This window comes from Xenorhabdus thailandensis, assembly GCF_037996785.1.
Lineage (GTDB): Bacteria > Pseudomonadota > Gammaproteobacteria > Enterobacterales > Enterobacteriaceae > Xenorhabdus > Xenorhabdus griffiniae.
Window position 1 is genome coordinate 988,493 of sequence record NZ_JBBMXF010000007.1, and the last position, 14,659, is coordinate 1,003,151.

The window sequence follows — 14,659 nt, forward strand, 5'->3', positions numbered from 1 at the left end:
TACTTGGCTGTAAGGTGATTTAATGATTATCAGCTTGATTGCTGCGATGGCTATGGATCGAGTTATCGGTATGGAAAATGCCATGCCATGGACTTTGCCGGGTGATTTAGCCTGGTTTAAACGCAATACACTTGGAAAGCCGGTTGTAATGGGGCGAGTGACTTATGAGTCGATTGGCCGTCCTTTGCCAGGGCGCCTGAATATCGTGATCAGCAGTCAACCTGCAAATGATGATCGGGTTACTTGGGTTAACTCTATTGAAGCTGCTTTAGCTGCCGCTGGCGATGTTAAAGAAGTGATGGTGATGGGAGGAGGAAAAATTTATGAACAATTTATTCCTCTGGCTCATCGTATGTATCTGACTCACATTGATGCAGAAGTGATTGGTGACACGCATTTCCCTGATTATGAGCCTGATGAATGGAATTCAACGTTTACCGAATATCACGATGCAGATGAAAACAATTCCCATGGTTATTGTTTTGAAATTCTGGAACGCCGAGATTGAGTTAATCTTACGTGTGGAGTGCCTTGGGGCACTCCAGTGTCATAGGCAGGTTTATTATTTATCAGACTTATGATTTGAGTAATGACTTTTGGCTGAAATATTGCTTATCTTCCCAACGAAGCAGGGTCAATTTACCTCCCCAACAACACCCCGTATCTAAGGCATAGATACCAGCAGGTGTCCCCTGGCCTTCCAGGGCTGCCCAGTGACCAAAGGCGACGGAATAGTCTTCAGGAATGCGGCGTGGTAATTCGAACCAAGGTCTTAGCGGGGCAGGCGCATTTTCCGGTTTTGCTTTGCAACTCATATCTAATTGACCATGTGGAAAACAATAACGCATCCGGGTCAACGCATTGGTACTGTAACGTAATCGAGCAAGTCCGCTTAACTCTGGTGTCCAATTATTCGGCATATCCCCATACATTTCATTGAGAAACAAGGGATAACTGTCACTGCGAAGAATGGCTTCCACTTCACGGGCACATATTTTAGCTGTTTCCAGATCCCATTGTGGGGTAATCCCTGCATGTGCCATGACGAGTTTCAGCCCTTCATCAACTTGCAGCATTGGCTGTTTTCTCAACCAATTTATTAATTCATCAACATCTGGTGCTGTGAGTAATTCATCTAACAAGTCTTTCGGTTTATTGCGGCTGATTTTAGCGTAAACCGCCAACAGATGCAGATCGTGATTGCCCAACACCAGTTTAACCGCGGAGCCAAGTTGCTTAATGTAGCGAAGTACTGCCAATGAGTCAGGACCACGGGCGACTAAATCGCCTGTTAACCATAAGGTGTCGTCACTGGGATTAAAATTGACTTGTTCTAACAAGGAACGAAATTCACGATAACAACCGTGAATATCGCCAATAAGGTATGTAGACATAATTAATTTATCAGTGTTGGAATAGCCAGTCGGAACACGGGAATAGTGACACGGAACGGGCGGCCATCATGATCAATCATTTGATAATGGCCTTCCATTGTCCCCAGAGGTGTTTCCAAAATAGCGCCGCTGCTATAGCGATATTCTGTTCCCGGTGGGATCAAAGGTTGTTTTCCCACAACCCCTTCACCCTGAACTTCGGTTAGGTGACCATCACTGTTGGTAATGCGCCAGTAACGGCTGATAAGTTGCACAGGGGAATGCCCAAGATTACGAATTGATACGGTATAAGCAAACACAAAACGTTGTTGTTCCGGCTGTGATTGACTTTCTACGTAAGTACTTTGTACTTGGATATGAATTCTTGGTTCATTGAGCATAGGTGCCTCCTGTTGCTGCAACGTCTGTTTATTTGTTTAGGCAGTTTTCGGTTGAGATGATAACCAGTTCGCCATCTTACAGTATTGCTCGACAGAGATGTTTTCAGCCCTGGTACTTGGATCAACGCCCAATTCGGTTAACTGTTCAACAGAAAAAATGTTCCCAAGGCTATTGCGGAGCGTTTTTCTCCGTTGGTTAAATGCCTGGGTTGTGATCTGGGCTAATATGCGAATGTCCTGAACAGGATAAGGTATGTTCTTGTGTGGGATCAAACGCACAATAGCAGAATCCACTTTTGGCGCTGGTGTAAATGCCGTTGGTGGTACTTCAAGAATAGGGATTACCTGACAGTAATATTGTGCCATCACACTTAAGCGTCCGTAGGCTTTAGTGCCGGGTCCCGCGACAAGACGATTCACGACTTCTTTCTGCAGCATAAAGTTCATATCAGCAATGGCATTAGTATAGCTGAAAAGATGGAACATTAACGGCGTAGAGATGTTATAAGGCAAGTTACCAAATACACGCAGAGATTGCCCATATTCTTTGGCAATCTGACCAAAATCAACGGTCATTGCATCTTGTTGGATGATTGTCAGCTTATCTTTCAGTTTGGGGTGGACGTGCAAACGAGCCGCTAAATCACGGTCAAGCTCGACGACAGTCATTTTATCCATGCGTTCACCAACGGGTTCAGTCAGTGCTCCTAGACCTGGGCCGATTTCCACGATGGCTTGGCCGATCAGTGGGTTCATCGCATTGACAATGCTATCAATGATAAACTGATCGGTTAAAAAGTTTTGCCCGAAACGTTTACGGGCATGGTGCCCTTGATGGACTTTGTTATTCATTACTGTTTTGTATCATTTTAATTGCTAGATTCAATGCGGTGATAAAACTACCCACATCAGCTTGACCTGTCCCCGCCAGCTCCAGTGCTGTGCCATGATCGACAGAAGTTCGGATAAATGGCAGACCCAACGTAATATTCATGGCCCTGCCAAAACCCTGGTATTTTAACACGGGTAACCCTTGATCGTGATACATTGAAAGTACGGCATCAGCATGATCTAAATATTTGGGTTGGAACAGGGTATCCGCAGGCAATGGACCTTCCAGCCATATCCCTTCTGCTCTTAAACTGTCTAAGGCGGGAATGATAACGTCTATTTCCTCATGCCCCATATGCCCTCCTTCACCGGCGTGAGGATTTAGGCCACACACATAGATATGGGGACGAGGGATACCGAATTTGGTTTTTAAATCATGATTAAGGATAGTAATCACTTCCCGGAGGGAATCAAACGTAATCGCTTTGGGAACATCCAGAATCGGCAGGTGCGTTGTTGCCAACGCGACCCGTAGCTCTTCTGTTGCCAACATCATAACAACCCTTGAACATTGGCTGTGGTCAGCAAAAAACTCAGTATGTCCGGTAAAAGGTATACCGGCATCATTAATGACACCTTTATGTACAGGTCCTGTTACTAATGCTGAGAACTCCCCATTTAGGCAACCATCACAAGCTCTTGCTAAGGTTTCCGTGACGTAAGTACCATTTTTCCGGTTTAACTCCCCTGCAATCGCCGGGGAGTGAAGATAAACAGGCAGGATGGTTAGGGTTCCGGCTGCTTGTGATGAAGCAATGTGTTCTGGATAATAAGTTTGCAGTTGCAGCGGTAAATTCAGTTGCTTAGCTCGGGAGAGCAACAGCTCTGGATCGGCACAGACAACCAGTTGGATAGGCCACTCTTTTTGCGCCAAAGCGATGACTAAATCAGGGCCAACCCCGGCAGGTTCACCGGGGGTAATGACGATGGGTTTATTATTGTACATTGCTGCCATCTAAAATTTTCACATAAGCAGAGGCGCGTAACTCCTGTATCCAGCTTTGTGCCTCTTCATTGAATTTACGGTTGAACAGTAAACGGTAAGCGCGATCTTTCTGCGCGGCATCTGTTCTGTCAACTTTACGGCTATCCAGCAATTGGATTAAGTGCCAGCCGAAAGAGGAATGGACAGGCTGGCTGATCTCACCCTTTTGCAGCTTCATCAACGCATCACGGAAAGCGGGATCGTAAGCACTTGGCAAATTCCAACCCAATTCTCCACCATGCATGGCTGAACCGGGATCTTCAGAATGCGCTTTTGCTGCTTCTTCGAATGAAGTTTTGCCACTTAAGATCTCTTCTCTGAGTTTCAGCAACTCATTGCGTGCTTGCTCGTCATTCATAATAGGTGATGTTTTTAGCAGAATATGGCGGGCATTCACTTCAGTGACGGCAATTGGCATCTGGCCACCACGGATATCATTCACTTTCAGAATGTGGAAACCAACACCGGAACGAATTGGGCCAATAATCTGTCCTTTATGGGCAGACTGGAGCTGTGCAGCGAATAAAGATGGCAATTCTTGCAGTTTGCTCCAACCCATATTTCCCCCTTTCAGGGCTTGGGTATCGCCGGAATAGGAGAGGGCTAATTTGCCGAAATCTACGCCATTCTGGAGTTCAGATAAGATTTTTTTGATCGTTGTTTCCGCTTTTTCTACTTGCTCCTGGTTTGGGTTCTCTGGCAGAGGGATCAAGATCTGGCTGAGGTTTACCTCAGAGTCCTGACTGTTTTGGTTGCTGATTTGGTTAGCCAGTGAATCAACTTCCTGTGGCAGGATAGTGATACGGCGGCGCACTTCATTGTTACGTACTTCCGCAATCATCATTTCCTTGCGGATTTGGTTACGATAAGTATCAAAACTTATACCATCTGCGGCCAGATTTTGTTTTAACTGGGCGATATTCAAGTGGTTTTGAGCCGCAATATTCGTGATCGCAGAATCCAGGGCTTGATCAGGGATGGTTATTTGCATCCGGTTTGCCATTTGCAGAACAATATCATCCATAATCAGGCGCTCAAGGATTTGGTGACGCAATGTTTTCTCATCCGGTAATTGCTGGTCTGCATGTTTTGCATTGAGTTTAACGGATTGTAAAAGGCTGTTAACGTCACTTTCCAGTACGACATCATTGTTAACAACGGCAGCTACCTTATTCAGCTCTTGTGGAGCAGCCATTGCGACGGAGTTTACTGAAAACATCAATCCGAAAATGAGCGATCTCCAGTTCTTCATACATTTCCCATCATATCAATCCCGCCTTGGCGGGGTTATTTTGTTTACATTGCGTTTATCGGTATCAGAATGCACGTTGGTATGGAAGAATACCTTGCTGTAACATTTTTTGACTACCTAAACTATGATTGTTACTTAAGCCACGAAGTTCAACATTAAATGACCATTTATTGTCATATTGACTACTGTCGAAGCGCCAGTCGGTGATCTTACGTTCATAACCCACACTGACTGCCCAGCAGCAGGTGTTGTATTGCAAACCTACCATTTGGTTTGCAGGCTGTTTCTCTTTGGTATCGTAGTAGTAAGCACCGACGAACGCCCAATGATCTGACAATGGCCAGCTTGCCACCATACCAATCTGAGAAATTCCTTGCTGGTAAGCGGGTGCGCCTCCCTTGAGTGTGGCTTGAATATAATCGCGGTCAACAAAACGATAGCTGAGCTGTAATATGCGGTCAGCATCATGACGGTACTCCATTACGGCATTACCCATAGTGAAGCTGTCCAGACGATTGTCATATTGCAGCCCGCCTTTGATGCCCCAGGAGTCATTGATTCTCCAGTGTACATCTCCAGCCCAAGTTGTCGCCCCCGTTCCTTTTTTGTTTCCTATGATATTCTTACTACTTGAGACAGACTCAGTATCTTCGGTACGTGGACGCTCAAAATGATAAATTTGACCTACGGACAGGCTAAAACGTTCAACTAAATTTTCATCATAAATACGGGTAGTCACACCAGTGGTAAATTGATTGGCAGATGAAACACGGTCTAAGCCACTGTAGAAGCGATCTCGGAACAATCCGGTATAGTCCGATTGTAGCAAAGAAGAATCAAAGTTATTGATGTTGTTTTGATTCTTATAAGGCACATAGAGATATTGAACGCGCGGTTCCAGCGTCTGGGTGTAGTCTTGGTTAAAATACATGGTGCGTTCAAACACCATCTTCGCATCTGATTTAAACACCGGCATAATACGGTTGACCGATCTTTCCAATGCAGGTATCTCAGAGTTAGATTTAGTTGTTTCAGTAAGATCCTGTTGATAATGGGTTGCCATCAACTTAAATTCATTATTGATGCTCGCCCACCCATTGGAAAGTGGTAAGTTAATGGAAGGCTCCAGGTGCCAGCGCGTTCCATCTGGCCACTGGTTACCAACACTGGTAAATTTGGCCACCTGGGCATAAGTTCGAAAATCAAATGGTCCCAAATCATTTTTATAGTAGTTGAGATCCAACTGAGGCTCCGTTCGGTAAGATTTTCCTCTATCACTTGGGGTAAATATTTGGAACTGTTTGGTTGTGAGTGTGGCATTCCAGTTTTGCTGGGCATAGCCAATACTGAATTTCTGGGTGGCATAACCATCGGTACTGGAACCGTATTGTGAGCTGAAATCATTGAAATATTTAGGATCACTGACTTTGGTATAATCAGCACTGAAACGCCAAGCTTGATTCAGGACACCACTGTGTTTCCAGTAGAACAACCAGCGGCTGTTGCTATCTCTCTCAGGCCTGATATTGAGTCTTTTATCCTCTCTATACAGACGATCCTGGCCAATCCAATCCAGCGCAACTGTACCTGCACCCGCCTTGGTTAAGTAACGAAATTCATTATCCAGCTTTAAACCACGCATCGTGATGAGATGTGGGGTAATCGTGGCATCATAGTTGGGTGCAATGTTCCAATAATAGGGTAGCAGGAATTGGATGCCTTCTTTATTGGAAAAACTGGCATTCGGGATTAAGAAGCCAGACCGGCGTTTATCCCCAATGGGTAATTGTAAATAGGGAGTGTAAAATACCGGCACATTGGCAACGCGAAAACGGGCATTCCAGACTTCAGCGACTTCTTCTTCGCGATCAAGGATGACCTCAGAACCCACGACACTCCAGCTATCATTACCGGGCAGACAAGAAGTGAATATGCCATTATTCATGATAGTATAGCGGTTTTTACCACGCATCATCATCTTGTCTGCGCTGCCACGTCCTTGACGGCCAACCATCTGGTACTTGCCTTGTTCCACGTCGGTATCTTTATTGTTCAGATTTGCCCACGCGCGTGGACCCTTCAAAATGATCTGGGGGTCATCATAGCTGACATTACCCACAGCGGTAACCGTGCGTATAGGTTCTTTATCTTGTGTCTGTTCGAGCCGGACTTTATCGGCTGTCAGTGTCTTGTTTCCTTGTTGGATACTAACATTACCAATGAACTCGACCATATTAGGATATTCACCGCGAGTATCATCGGATTGAATGTAAACTGGCAGTTCATTAGGATCGCCTGTGATAATTGGCTTATCGTAGACAGGTACACCCAACATACATTGTGCTGCAAGGTCAGCATGAGCTTGCTGACTATAAAGTGCTGCCCATACCATTGTGGCCAGCAGAGTAGGATAACATTTATTCATAGATGTTTATGCGGTTCCGTCATCAGTGGCATCATGCCAGCAAACGCTCAGAGACTAACGTAGTTGATAGATATGCACCAGAGTAAAGTTTAACTTTGCTAATCTTGTTGTTAGGCACAGAGCTTAATGGATAGTATGATAATGCAAAATTGCGCTCAGGGCATTGGGGAATTGAAGACTATATGCAGTATTGGGGAAAATTATTCGGATTGATATTTGGAATTGCATCTGGTGCTGGTTTTTGGGGGATTGTGATTGGCCTAGTGCTTGGTCATATCCTTGACAAAATCAGGATGCAAAAATTGGGGAAAACGACGAAAGGCCCAACCCGACAGGCACTGTTTTTCCGCAGTACCTTTCAAGTATTAGGGCATTTAACCAAAGCAAAAGGTCGGGTAACAGAAACGGATATCCAGCTCGCCACCCAATTGATGAACAGAATGCAACTGCATGGTGAGGCACGGCTTTCCGCGCAGCAGGCGTTTCGTGAAGGCAAACAGCCGCAATTTCTTTTGCGTGAAACAATGCGACAACTACGCCGTGCTTGCTTCGGTCGTTCTGACCTGATCCGCATGTTTCTGGAAATTCAACTACAAGCAGCATTTGCGGATGGCGAACTGCATCCCAATGAAAGAAAAGTTCTGTTTGTCATTGCTGAAGAGTTAGGCATTTCCCATATTCAATTTGAACGATTCCTTGCCATGATGGAAGGTGGCCGCCATTTCAATGGACAGCACCAGCATTATGGGCGCTATCAAGGTCATGGACAGCAGCGCGCGACATTGGAAGATGCTTGTAAGGTATTAGGTGTCAATAAACAGGATGATGCGACCACCATTAAGCGGGCTTATCGAAAACTGATGAGCGAGCATCATCCCGATAAACTGGTGGCAAAAGGTTTACCACCAGAAATGATGGAACTGGCGAAACAAAAGACGCAGTCCATCCAGTCGGCTTACGATTTGATTAAAAAGGAGCGGGGCTTTAAATAGCGCTCGTTAAAATTCGGCTTTACACTCAAAATGCATGGGGGTGCCATAAGCCGGATGAGTAATAAAGAGTTCTTGGGCATGTAATTGTAGGCGAGGTGCCATTTCCCTTGCCTGCGTATGAGCATAGAACTTATCTCCCAGAATGGGATTACCCAGTGCCAGCATATGCACACGAAGCTGATGAGAGCGTCCAGTGATTGGCGCGAGTCTGACGCGCGTTGCCTGGCCCTCATATTCCAGTACCTGATACTCAGTTTGTGCGGATTTGCCCGTTTCAAAACAGACTTTTTGTTTTGGGCGATTTGGCCAATCACAGATTAGGGGCAGATCTACCAAGCCTTTTTCCGGCTCCAGCTTTCCCCATACCCGCGCGATATAGATTTTTTTCGGTTCACGCTCACGAAACTGGCGTTTCAACTCACGCTCGGCGGCTTTCGTCAGCGCCACGACCATAATACCACTGGTGGCCATATCCAATCGATGGACTGATTCGGCGGTAGGAAATTCAGCTTGTATCCGCGTCATGATACTGTCCTTGTGCTCTTCCGCTTTACCCGGCACAGAGAGCAATCCACTGGGTTTGTTGACAACCATAATGTGCTCGTCCTGATACAGCACATATAACCAAGGATCTGTCGGGGGATTATAAGACTCCAGCATAGTGGCTCCAATGGGTCGGAAAAAATTGGCTTCCCAGGGGCATCTTGCGAAAACACCCCTGAGTTTACCGAATGACAAGTTATTGATGTCTGCTTATTGGTGAGAAATAACCACCAAACGAATCGCATCCAGACGCCAGTTGGCCTGATCAAGATTGAGCAGCAGATGCTTATGCTCGGAGTTAATCGCTTCCAGCTCATCATCACGGATATTCGGGTTAACCGCTTTCAGCGCTTCCAAGCGTGATAATTCAGCCGACAGCGCTTCATCCGCTTCTTTCTTCGCTTTCTCAATCAACGCACGCGCTTGCTCTTCGATCAGAGGCTCCGATTGTTGCAAGATAGCATGAACCTCTTTCTGTACCGCATTAACCAGCTTGCTGGCGTTATGGCGGTTAATCGCATTTAGCTGGCGGTTGAAACTTTCAAATTCAACCTGAGATGCCAGATTAGTGCCTTTCAGATCCAACAAAAGGCGCACTGGCGTTGGTGGCAAGAAACGGGTCAATTGCAGGTGCTTCGGCGCCTGGGCTTCAACAACGTAAATTAACTCAACCAGCAGCGTCCCAACGGGCAACGCTTTGTTTTTCAGGATGGAAACGGCACAGCTTCCCGTATCTCCCGACAGGACTAAATCCAGGCCATTGCGAATGATTGGGTGTTCCCAGCTCAGGAACTGAGTATCTTCGCGGGAGAGGGCTTTTTCACGGTCAAACGTAATCGAGCAGCCATCTTTGGGTAATCCAGGGAAATCAGGTACCAGCATATGATCGGATGGATGCAGGGCAATAATATTGTCGCAGCGATCTTCCTGATTGATCCCAATGATATCAAACAAATTCAGGGCAAAATTCACCAGATCCGTGTCGTTATCTTGCGTCGCAATCTTTTCTGCCAGCTTCTGGCCTTGCTCGCCACCGTTGGAATTCATCTCCAGCAGACGGTCACGTCCTTGTTCCAATTGCTGTTTAAGCTTCTCATGATGCCCGCGACATTCGGTAATAAACTCACTGAAGCCAGTTTGTTCATTAGGTTTAGCCAGGAAATTGAGCAGGTTTTCATAATACTTGTCATAGATGGCGCGGCCTGTTGGACAAGTATGCTCAAAGGCATCCAGCCCCTCGTGATACCAGCGCAGGAGAATGGATTGCGCCGTATTTTCCAGATAAGGCACACTGATTTTGATATTACGGTTTTGTCCGATACGATCCAGACGACCGATACGCTGTTCCAGCAAATCAGGGTTGAATGGCAAATCAAACATGACAAGCTGGTTGGCAAACTGGAAGTTACGTCCTTCTGAGCCAATTTCAGAACAAAGCAGCACTTGTGCGCCTTCTTCCTCAGAAGCGAAGTAAGCGGCAGCACGGTCACGCTCCAGCAAAGACAAACCTTCGTGGAACACAGCACTGCGGATGCCTTCGCGTTCACGCAAAACTTGTTCCAGTTGCAGTGCCGTTTCTGCTTTGGCACAGATCACCAGCACTTTCTCATCGCGGTTTGCCATCAAGAACCCCATCAGCCATTCTACGCGGGGATCGAAATTCCACCATGTGGCATTTTCCCCTTCGAATTCCTGATAAATCCGTTCAGGATAGAGCATATCTTTGGCGCGAGACTCCACTGTCTTTTTGGCACCCATGATTTCAGAAACCTTGATTGCCGTCTGGTATTGGGACGGCAATGGTAACTTGATCTCGTGCAATTCACGATGCGGGAAGCCTTTCACACCACCACGGGTGTTACGGAAAAGCAGGCGGCTGGTGCCGTGACGATCCATCAACATAGTGATCAGTTCGCGGCGCGCATCTTCGCTCTCCCCATCCTGATTGCTGTTTGCGGCTTTCAGCAGAGGTTCGATATCCTGTTCGCTGATCAGTTCGACAATGGCATTTTGCTGGTCATTGTTCAGGGTGTTACCGGATAACAGCAACGTCACAGCATCTGCGACAGGACGGTATTGCTGTTGTTCATCAATAAAAGCCTGATAATCGTGGAAACGATTTGGATCCAGCAGGCGCAGGCGGGCAAAGTGACTTTCTTGCCCCAACTGCTCTGGTGTCGCCGTTAACAATAGGACGGACGGGATTTGTTCTGCCAATTGTTCGATAACTTGATATTCGCGGCTTGGCGATTTTTCACTCCACGCCAGATGGTGAGCTTCATCCACCACCATCAAATCCCAGCTTGCTTCCAGCAGAAGCTCAAAACGTTGCTTATTGCGGCGAACAAAATCTAAGGAACAGATAATCAACTGTTCGGTTTCGAATGGATTATCGCTGTCATGCAGTGCTTCGCTATAGCGGTCATCATCAAACAGCGAAAAACGCAAATTGAAACGGCGCAGCATTTCCACCAACCATTGGTGTTGCAGGCTATCTGGCACAATAACTAACACACGTTCAGCCCGTCCAGCCATTAATTGCTGGTGGATAATCATCCCGGCTTCAATGGTTTTCCCCAGGCCGACTTCATCCGCCAGTAACACACGTGGTGCGTGGCGTTTGCCTACTTCATTGGCGATGTGTAACTGGTGAGGGATCAAACTGGCACGGATGCCACGCAGCCCACTTTCTGCCAAACGGAACTGTTCGCTTTGGTGCTTACGGGCGCGAAAACGCAACGCAAAGCGATCCATGCGGTCAATTTGACCTGCAAACAAGCGATCCTGTGGTTTGTTAAACGTTAGCTTGCTATCCAGAAAAACTTCCCGCAAGCAGATATTTTCTTCTTCCGTATCCAGACGTGTACCAACATAGATCAGCAGGCCATTATCTTGTTGGACATCATTAATCTTGAGTTTCCAGCCTTCGTGACTGGTTACGGTATCGTCCACATTAAACATAACGCGGGTGATGGGGGAATCATTGCGTGCGTAAAGGCGGTTTTCTCCGCTGGCAGGGAAGAGTAACGTTACCATGCGCGCATCAAGCGCCACGACTGTTCCTAATCCAAGTTCGCTTTCTGTATCGCTTATCCAGCGTTGACCAAGAGTAAATGGCATAAATTTTGGCTCAGTTTTCTGTTAGACAATATTATTTATGGTTGCAGGATGGCTGCTTTTGTTGGATATCGATCATTATTGATTATCGATAGGGATAGTTTTCAATTGCATTTTACAACCCTGTTTTTTGATAAAAGGATCGTAAAAGTACAATGGCCCATTAGAGGGGCGATATGTTAATTGAAGCCGAGCAAGCCGTCACCTGCAAAAATATCCATTATTCGAAAGAGATGCTCATTTGCCCTGTTAGCAGAGGCATAAAGTCATCTTGAACAAATGGCAAGATAGCGTCAGCAATCGGCTTCAATTGCTTATTGAGATAGTGTTCATAATCGGGGGGAGAGGTTTGGTTCTCTAGTGGCTCAGGGCCTGCTTGAGTGATGATATAATTGATCCAGCCACCATTTTGATATTGTAGTGGACGATTATGCAATTGATTATACTCATCTGCTAAACGTGCTGCCCGAACGTGGGGCGGGACATTGCGCTGATAATCAGACAACTTACGGCGTAACCGCTTACGATAAACCAGACGATCATCAAATTCACCCGCTAGCGTTTTAGCAATATACTCACGAATATAATGTTGATGCGGTTGTTGCTGAAAAATCAAAGTATATAATTCTTTCTGGAATATTTGTGCCAGCGGCGTCCAGTCACTCCTTACCGTTTCCAGCCCTTTGAAAATTACCTTATCACCGCTTAATCCGGCATAACGTTTTTTACTGCCTTGCTCTGCCCCGCGTACTGTTGGCATCAGAAAACGTCGATAATGTGTCTCAAATTCCAGCTCCAGCGTACTTTCAAGATTGAATTCGGTTTTGAGATGATCTCGCCACCATTGGTTGACAAATTGCACCAAAGAATGCCCGATTTGGCAGGCTTCTTTCTCTGAATGGGGGTGCTTTAGCCAGACAAACGTGGAATCCGTATCGCCATAAATAACCTGATAGCCTTGTGATTCGATGAGCTTACGGGTTTGGTGCATGATTTTGTGGCCGCGCATTGTAATTGATGAAGTCAGGCGAGGATCAAAAAAATGACAGCCAGAGGCACCGAGCACACCATAAAAGGCATTCATAATAATTTTCAGGGCTTGGGAAAGGGGGGCATTATGTTGTTGTTTGGCTTTATCGCGCGCCTGCCAGATTTGTGTGACGATATCCGGTAGGCAATGTTGTGTACGGGAAAAAAATGCCTGACGAAAGCCGGGGACAGCGTGTTCACAATCAGGATTGGCAAGACCTTCAACCATGCCTACCGGATCAATCAAAAACGTGCGAATAATCGATGGATAGAGACTCTTGTAATCCAGTACCAACACTGAATCGTATAACCCCGGAAATGAATCCATCACAAAACCGCCGGGGCTGTTGTCATCGAAATACGTTGGCTGAACGGGGGCTACATAGCCAATACGATGCATTTTGGGCAAATAAAGATGCGTGAATGCCGCTACAGATCCACCGCTGCGATCTACCGCTAACCCTGTTACCGTGGCACGTTCCAATAAGAAGGCCATCAAATCTGCTTTCTCAAAGATACGATTAACCAGAATACAATCTTGCAAATTATAGTGGGCGAGGGCAGGTTTATCTTGCTGAAAGCGGCGGTTGATCTCATCCATGCGATCATAAGGATTATCGATAGCTTTTCCTTCTCCCAGAAGTTCTTGTGCAACATATTCAAGGCTGAAAGAAGGAAAATTCCAGGTTGCGGTTTTTAGTGCGTCAATGCCGTCAATAATCAAACGGCCTTCTGCTGAGGCGAAAAAGTGCCCTGGTTTGAAACCGTGTTCTCGCCATTCGAGCAAAGTCTGATTGCGCCCAAATTTTAATGGCACGTTATAGCGCTCAGCATGTTGCTGTAACACCTTTAAATCAAACTGAACCAGATTCCAGCCAATAATGGCATCAGGATCATAATGTGCCAGCCATGCATTGAGTTTCTCCAGCATCATTGGACGACTGGCAACATACTCTAATTTGAAATCGAGATATTGTTGGTGACCCTTTTTTGGCCCTAACATAAATACGGTTTTCTCGCCGCATCCAGCCAGGCCAATGGAGTATAGCTCTCCATGTTGGCTGGTTTCGATATCCAGTGACACCCATTTCAAATTAGGCCGATAAGCGGGATTGGGTTTCATCTGATAACTGCCGTCGGGTTTCTGGTTGAACCAAACGGGAGCGGTAATAAAGCGCTCCATCATAAACCTGTCGGGTGGGCGGATATCGGTTTCGTAGAGAGAAATATTCTGTTCCTTGAAAAGGTGCTCTAAGTGTTGCAATTGGCGGTAATGCCGGCAATACAGCGCAGCAACAGGTTGGCGATTGAAATCTTTCAATGGCAATGCTGTTAATTCACAGTTTCGCTCTTGTGTGAGTAAAGGTTTTACTTTAGGCAGATCATGTTGAGGGACAAAGGCAACCGCGTTTTGGTGAGGAATAGTTATGCGGCGTGCGCCTGCTTCCGTCGCCAGCCAATACACCAATTCGATACCCGTTGGTGTATCTTTCCAGTGACGGGTCAGGATAAAGCCTTGTTCAACGTGATTTATCTGCATAATTTTTCTCTTATGAGAAACCAACCATATTTAGCTTTACAGGGGCATTTCAATCATAGCATCAGTTATGGTTATTTATACAGTATTTTGTGTTGGATTATTTTCTATAGT

The 14,659-nt window shown here is 46.1% G+C and carries 11 protein-coding genes; 2 read left to right on the forward strand and 9 right to left on the reverse strand.

From position 1 onward, the window contains the following. The first annotated feature begins 22 nt into the window (after positions 1-22). Positions 23-508, forward strand: a complete 486-nt coding sequence (gene folA, locus AAC853_RS07090; protein ID WP_338884320.1) for a type 3 dihydrofolate reductase — start codon at positions 23-25, stop codon at positions 506-508. Positions 509-575: 67 nt separating this feature from the next. On the opposite strand, the gene apaH is transcribed toward folA, so the two are convergent. From apaH to lptD, 6 genes are all read right to left on the reverse strand, one after another. Further along, positions 576-1,394 (reverse strand): bis(5'-nucleosyl)-tetraphosphatase (symmetrical) ApaH, encoded by an 819-nt coding sequence (gene apaH, locus AAC853_RS07095; RefSeq protein WP_338884321.1) that lies wholly within the window; start codon positions 1,392-1,394, stop codon positions 576-578. A 2-nt stretch (positions 1,395-1,396) separates the two neighbouring features. After that, positions 1,397-1,774, reverse strand: a complete 378-nt coding sequence (gene apaG / locus AAC853_RS07100; RefSeq protein WP_340614067.1) for a Co2+/Mg2+ efflux protein ApaG — start codon at positions 1,772-1,774, stop codon at positions 1,397-1,399. 36 nt (positions 1,775-1,810) lie between these two features. Beyond that, positions 1,811-2,626 carry a 16S rRNA (adenine(1518)-N(6)/adenine(1519)-N(6))-dimethyltransferase RsmA gene (rsmA, locus tag AAC853_RS07105; protein ID WP_340614068.1) on the reverse strand — a complete coding sequence of 272 codons (816 nt, stop codon included), beginning with the start codon at positions 2,624-2,626 and terminating at the stop codon, positions 1,811-1,813. Beyond that, positions 2,619-3,611: a 4-hydroxythreonine-4-phosphate dehydrogenase PdxA gene (gene pdxA, locus AAC853_RS07110; protein ID WP_340614069.1), complete on the reverse strand. Its 993-nt coding sequence runs from the start codon at positions 3,609-3,611 to the stop codon at positions 2,619-2,621. The genes rsmA and pdxA overlap by 8 nt, the downstream gene beginning before the upstream one ends. Beyond that, the gene (surA, locus tag AAC853_RS07115) at positions 3,601-4,902 is read right to left on the reverse strand and encodes a peptidylprolyl isomerase SurA (RefSeq protein WP_340614070.1); all 1,302 of its coding nucleotides are present in this window, start codon (positions 4,900-4,902) and stop codon (positions 3,601-3,603) included. The genes pdxA and surA overlap by 11 nt, the downstream gene beginning before the upstream one ends. 64 nt (positions 4,903-4,966) lie before the next feature. Continuing rightward, positions 4,967-7,327, reverse strand: coding sequence for an LPS assembly protein LptD (lptD, locus tag AAC853_RS07120; RefSeq protein WP_338884329.1), 2,361 nt, complete (start codon positions 7,325-7,327; stop codon positions 4,967-4,969). A gap of 182 nt (positions 7,328-7,509) precedes the next feature. Between lptD and djlA the strand changes: the two genes are divergently transcribed. Continuing rightward, the gene (djlA, locus tag AAC853_RS07125; protein WP_340614071.1) at positions 7,510-8,319 is read left to right on the forward strand and encodes a co-chaperone DjlA; all 810 of its coding nucleotides are present in this window, start codon (positions 7,510-7,512) and stop codon (positions 8,317-8,319) included. 6 nt (positions 8,320-8,325) lie between these two features. Here djlA and rluA read toward each other — a convergent pair whose 3' ends face one another. The 3 genes from rluA to AAC853_RS07140 all read right to left on the reverse strand — a co-directional run bounded on the left by rluA (position 8,326) and on the right by AAC853_RS07140 (position 14,548). Then, on the reverse strand, positions 8,326-8,979 hold the full coding sequence (gene rluA / locus AAC853_RS07130; RefSeq protein ID WP_340614072.1) for a bifunctional tRNA pseudouridine(32) synthase/23S rRNA pseudouridine(746) synthase RluA: 654 nt from the start codon (positions 8,977-8,979) through the stop codon (positions 8,326-8,328). Positions 8,980-9,072: 93 nt separating this feature from the next. Further along, positions 9,073-11,982, reverse strand: coding sequence for an RNA polymerase-associated protein RapA (gene rapA, locus AAC853_RS07135; protein WP_340614073.1), 2,910 nt, complete (start codon positions 11,980-11,982; stop codon positions 9,073-9,075). Between the two features lie 217 nt (positions 11,983-12,199). Further along, complete coding sequence (locus tag AAC853_RS07140; protein WP_340614074.1) at positions 12,200-14,548, reverse strand: DNA polymerase II; 2,349 nt, start codon at positions 14,546-14,548, stop codon at positions 12,200-12,202. Between the last annotated feature and the right edge of the window lie 111 nt (positions 14,549-14,659).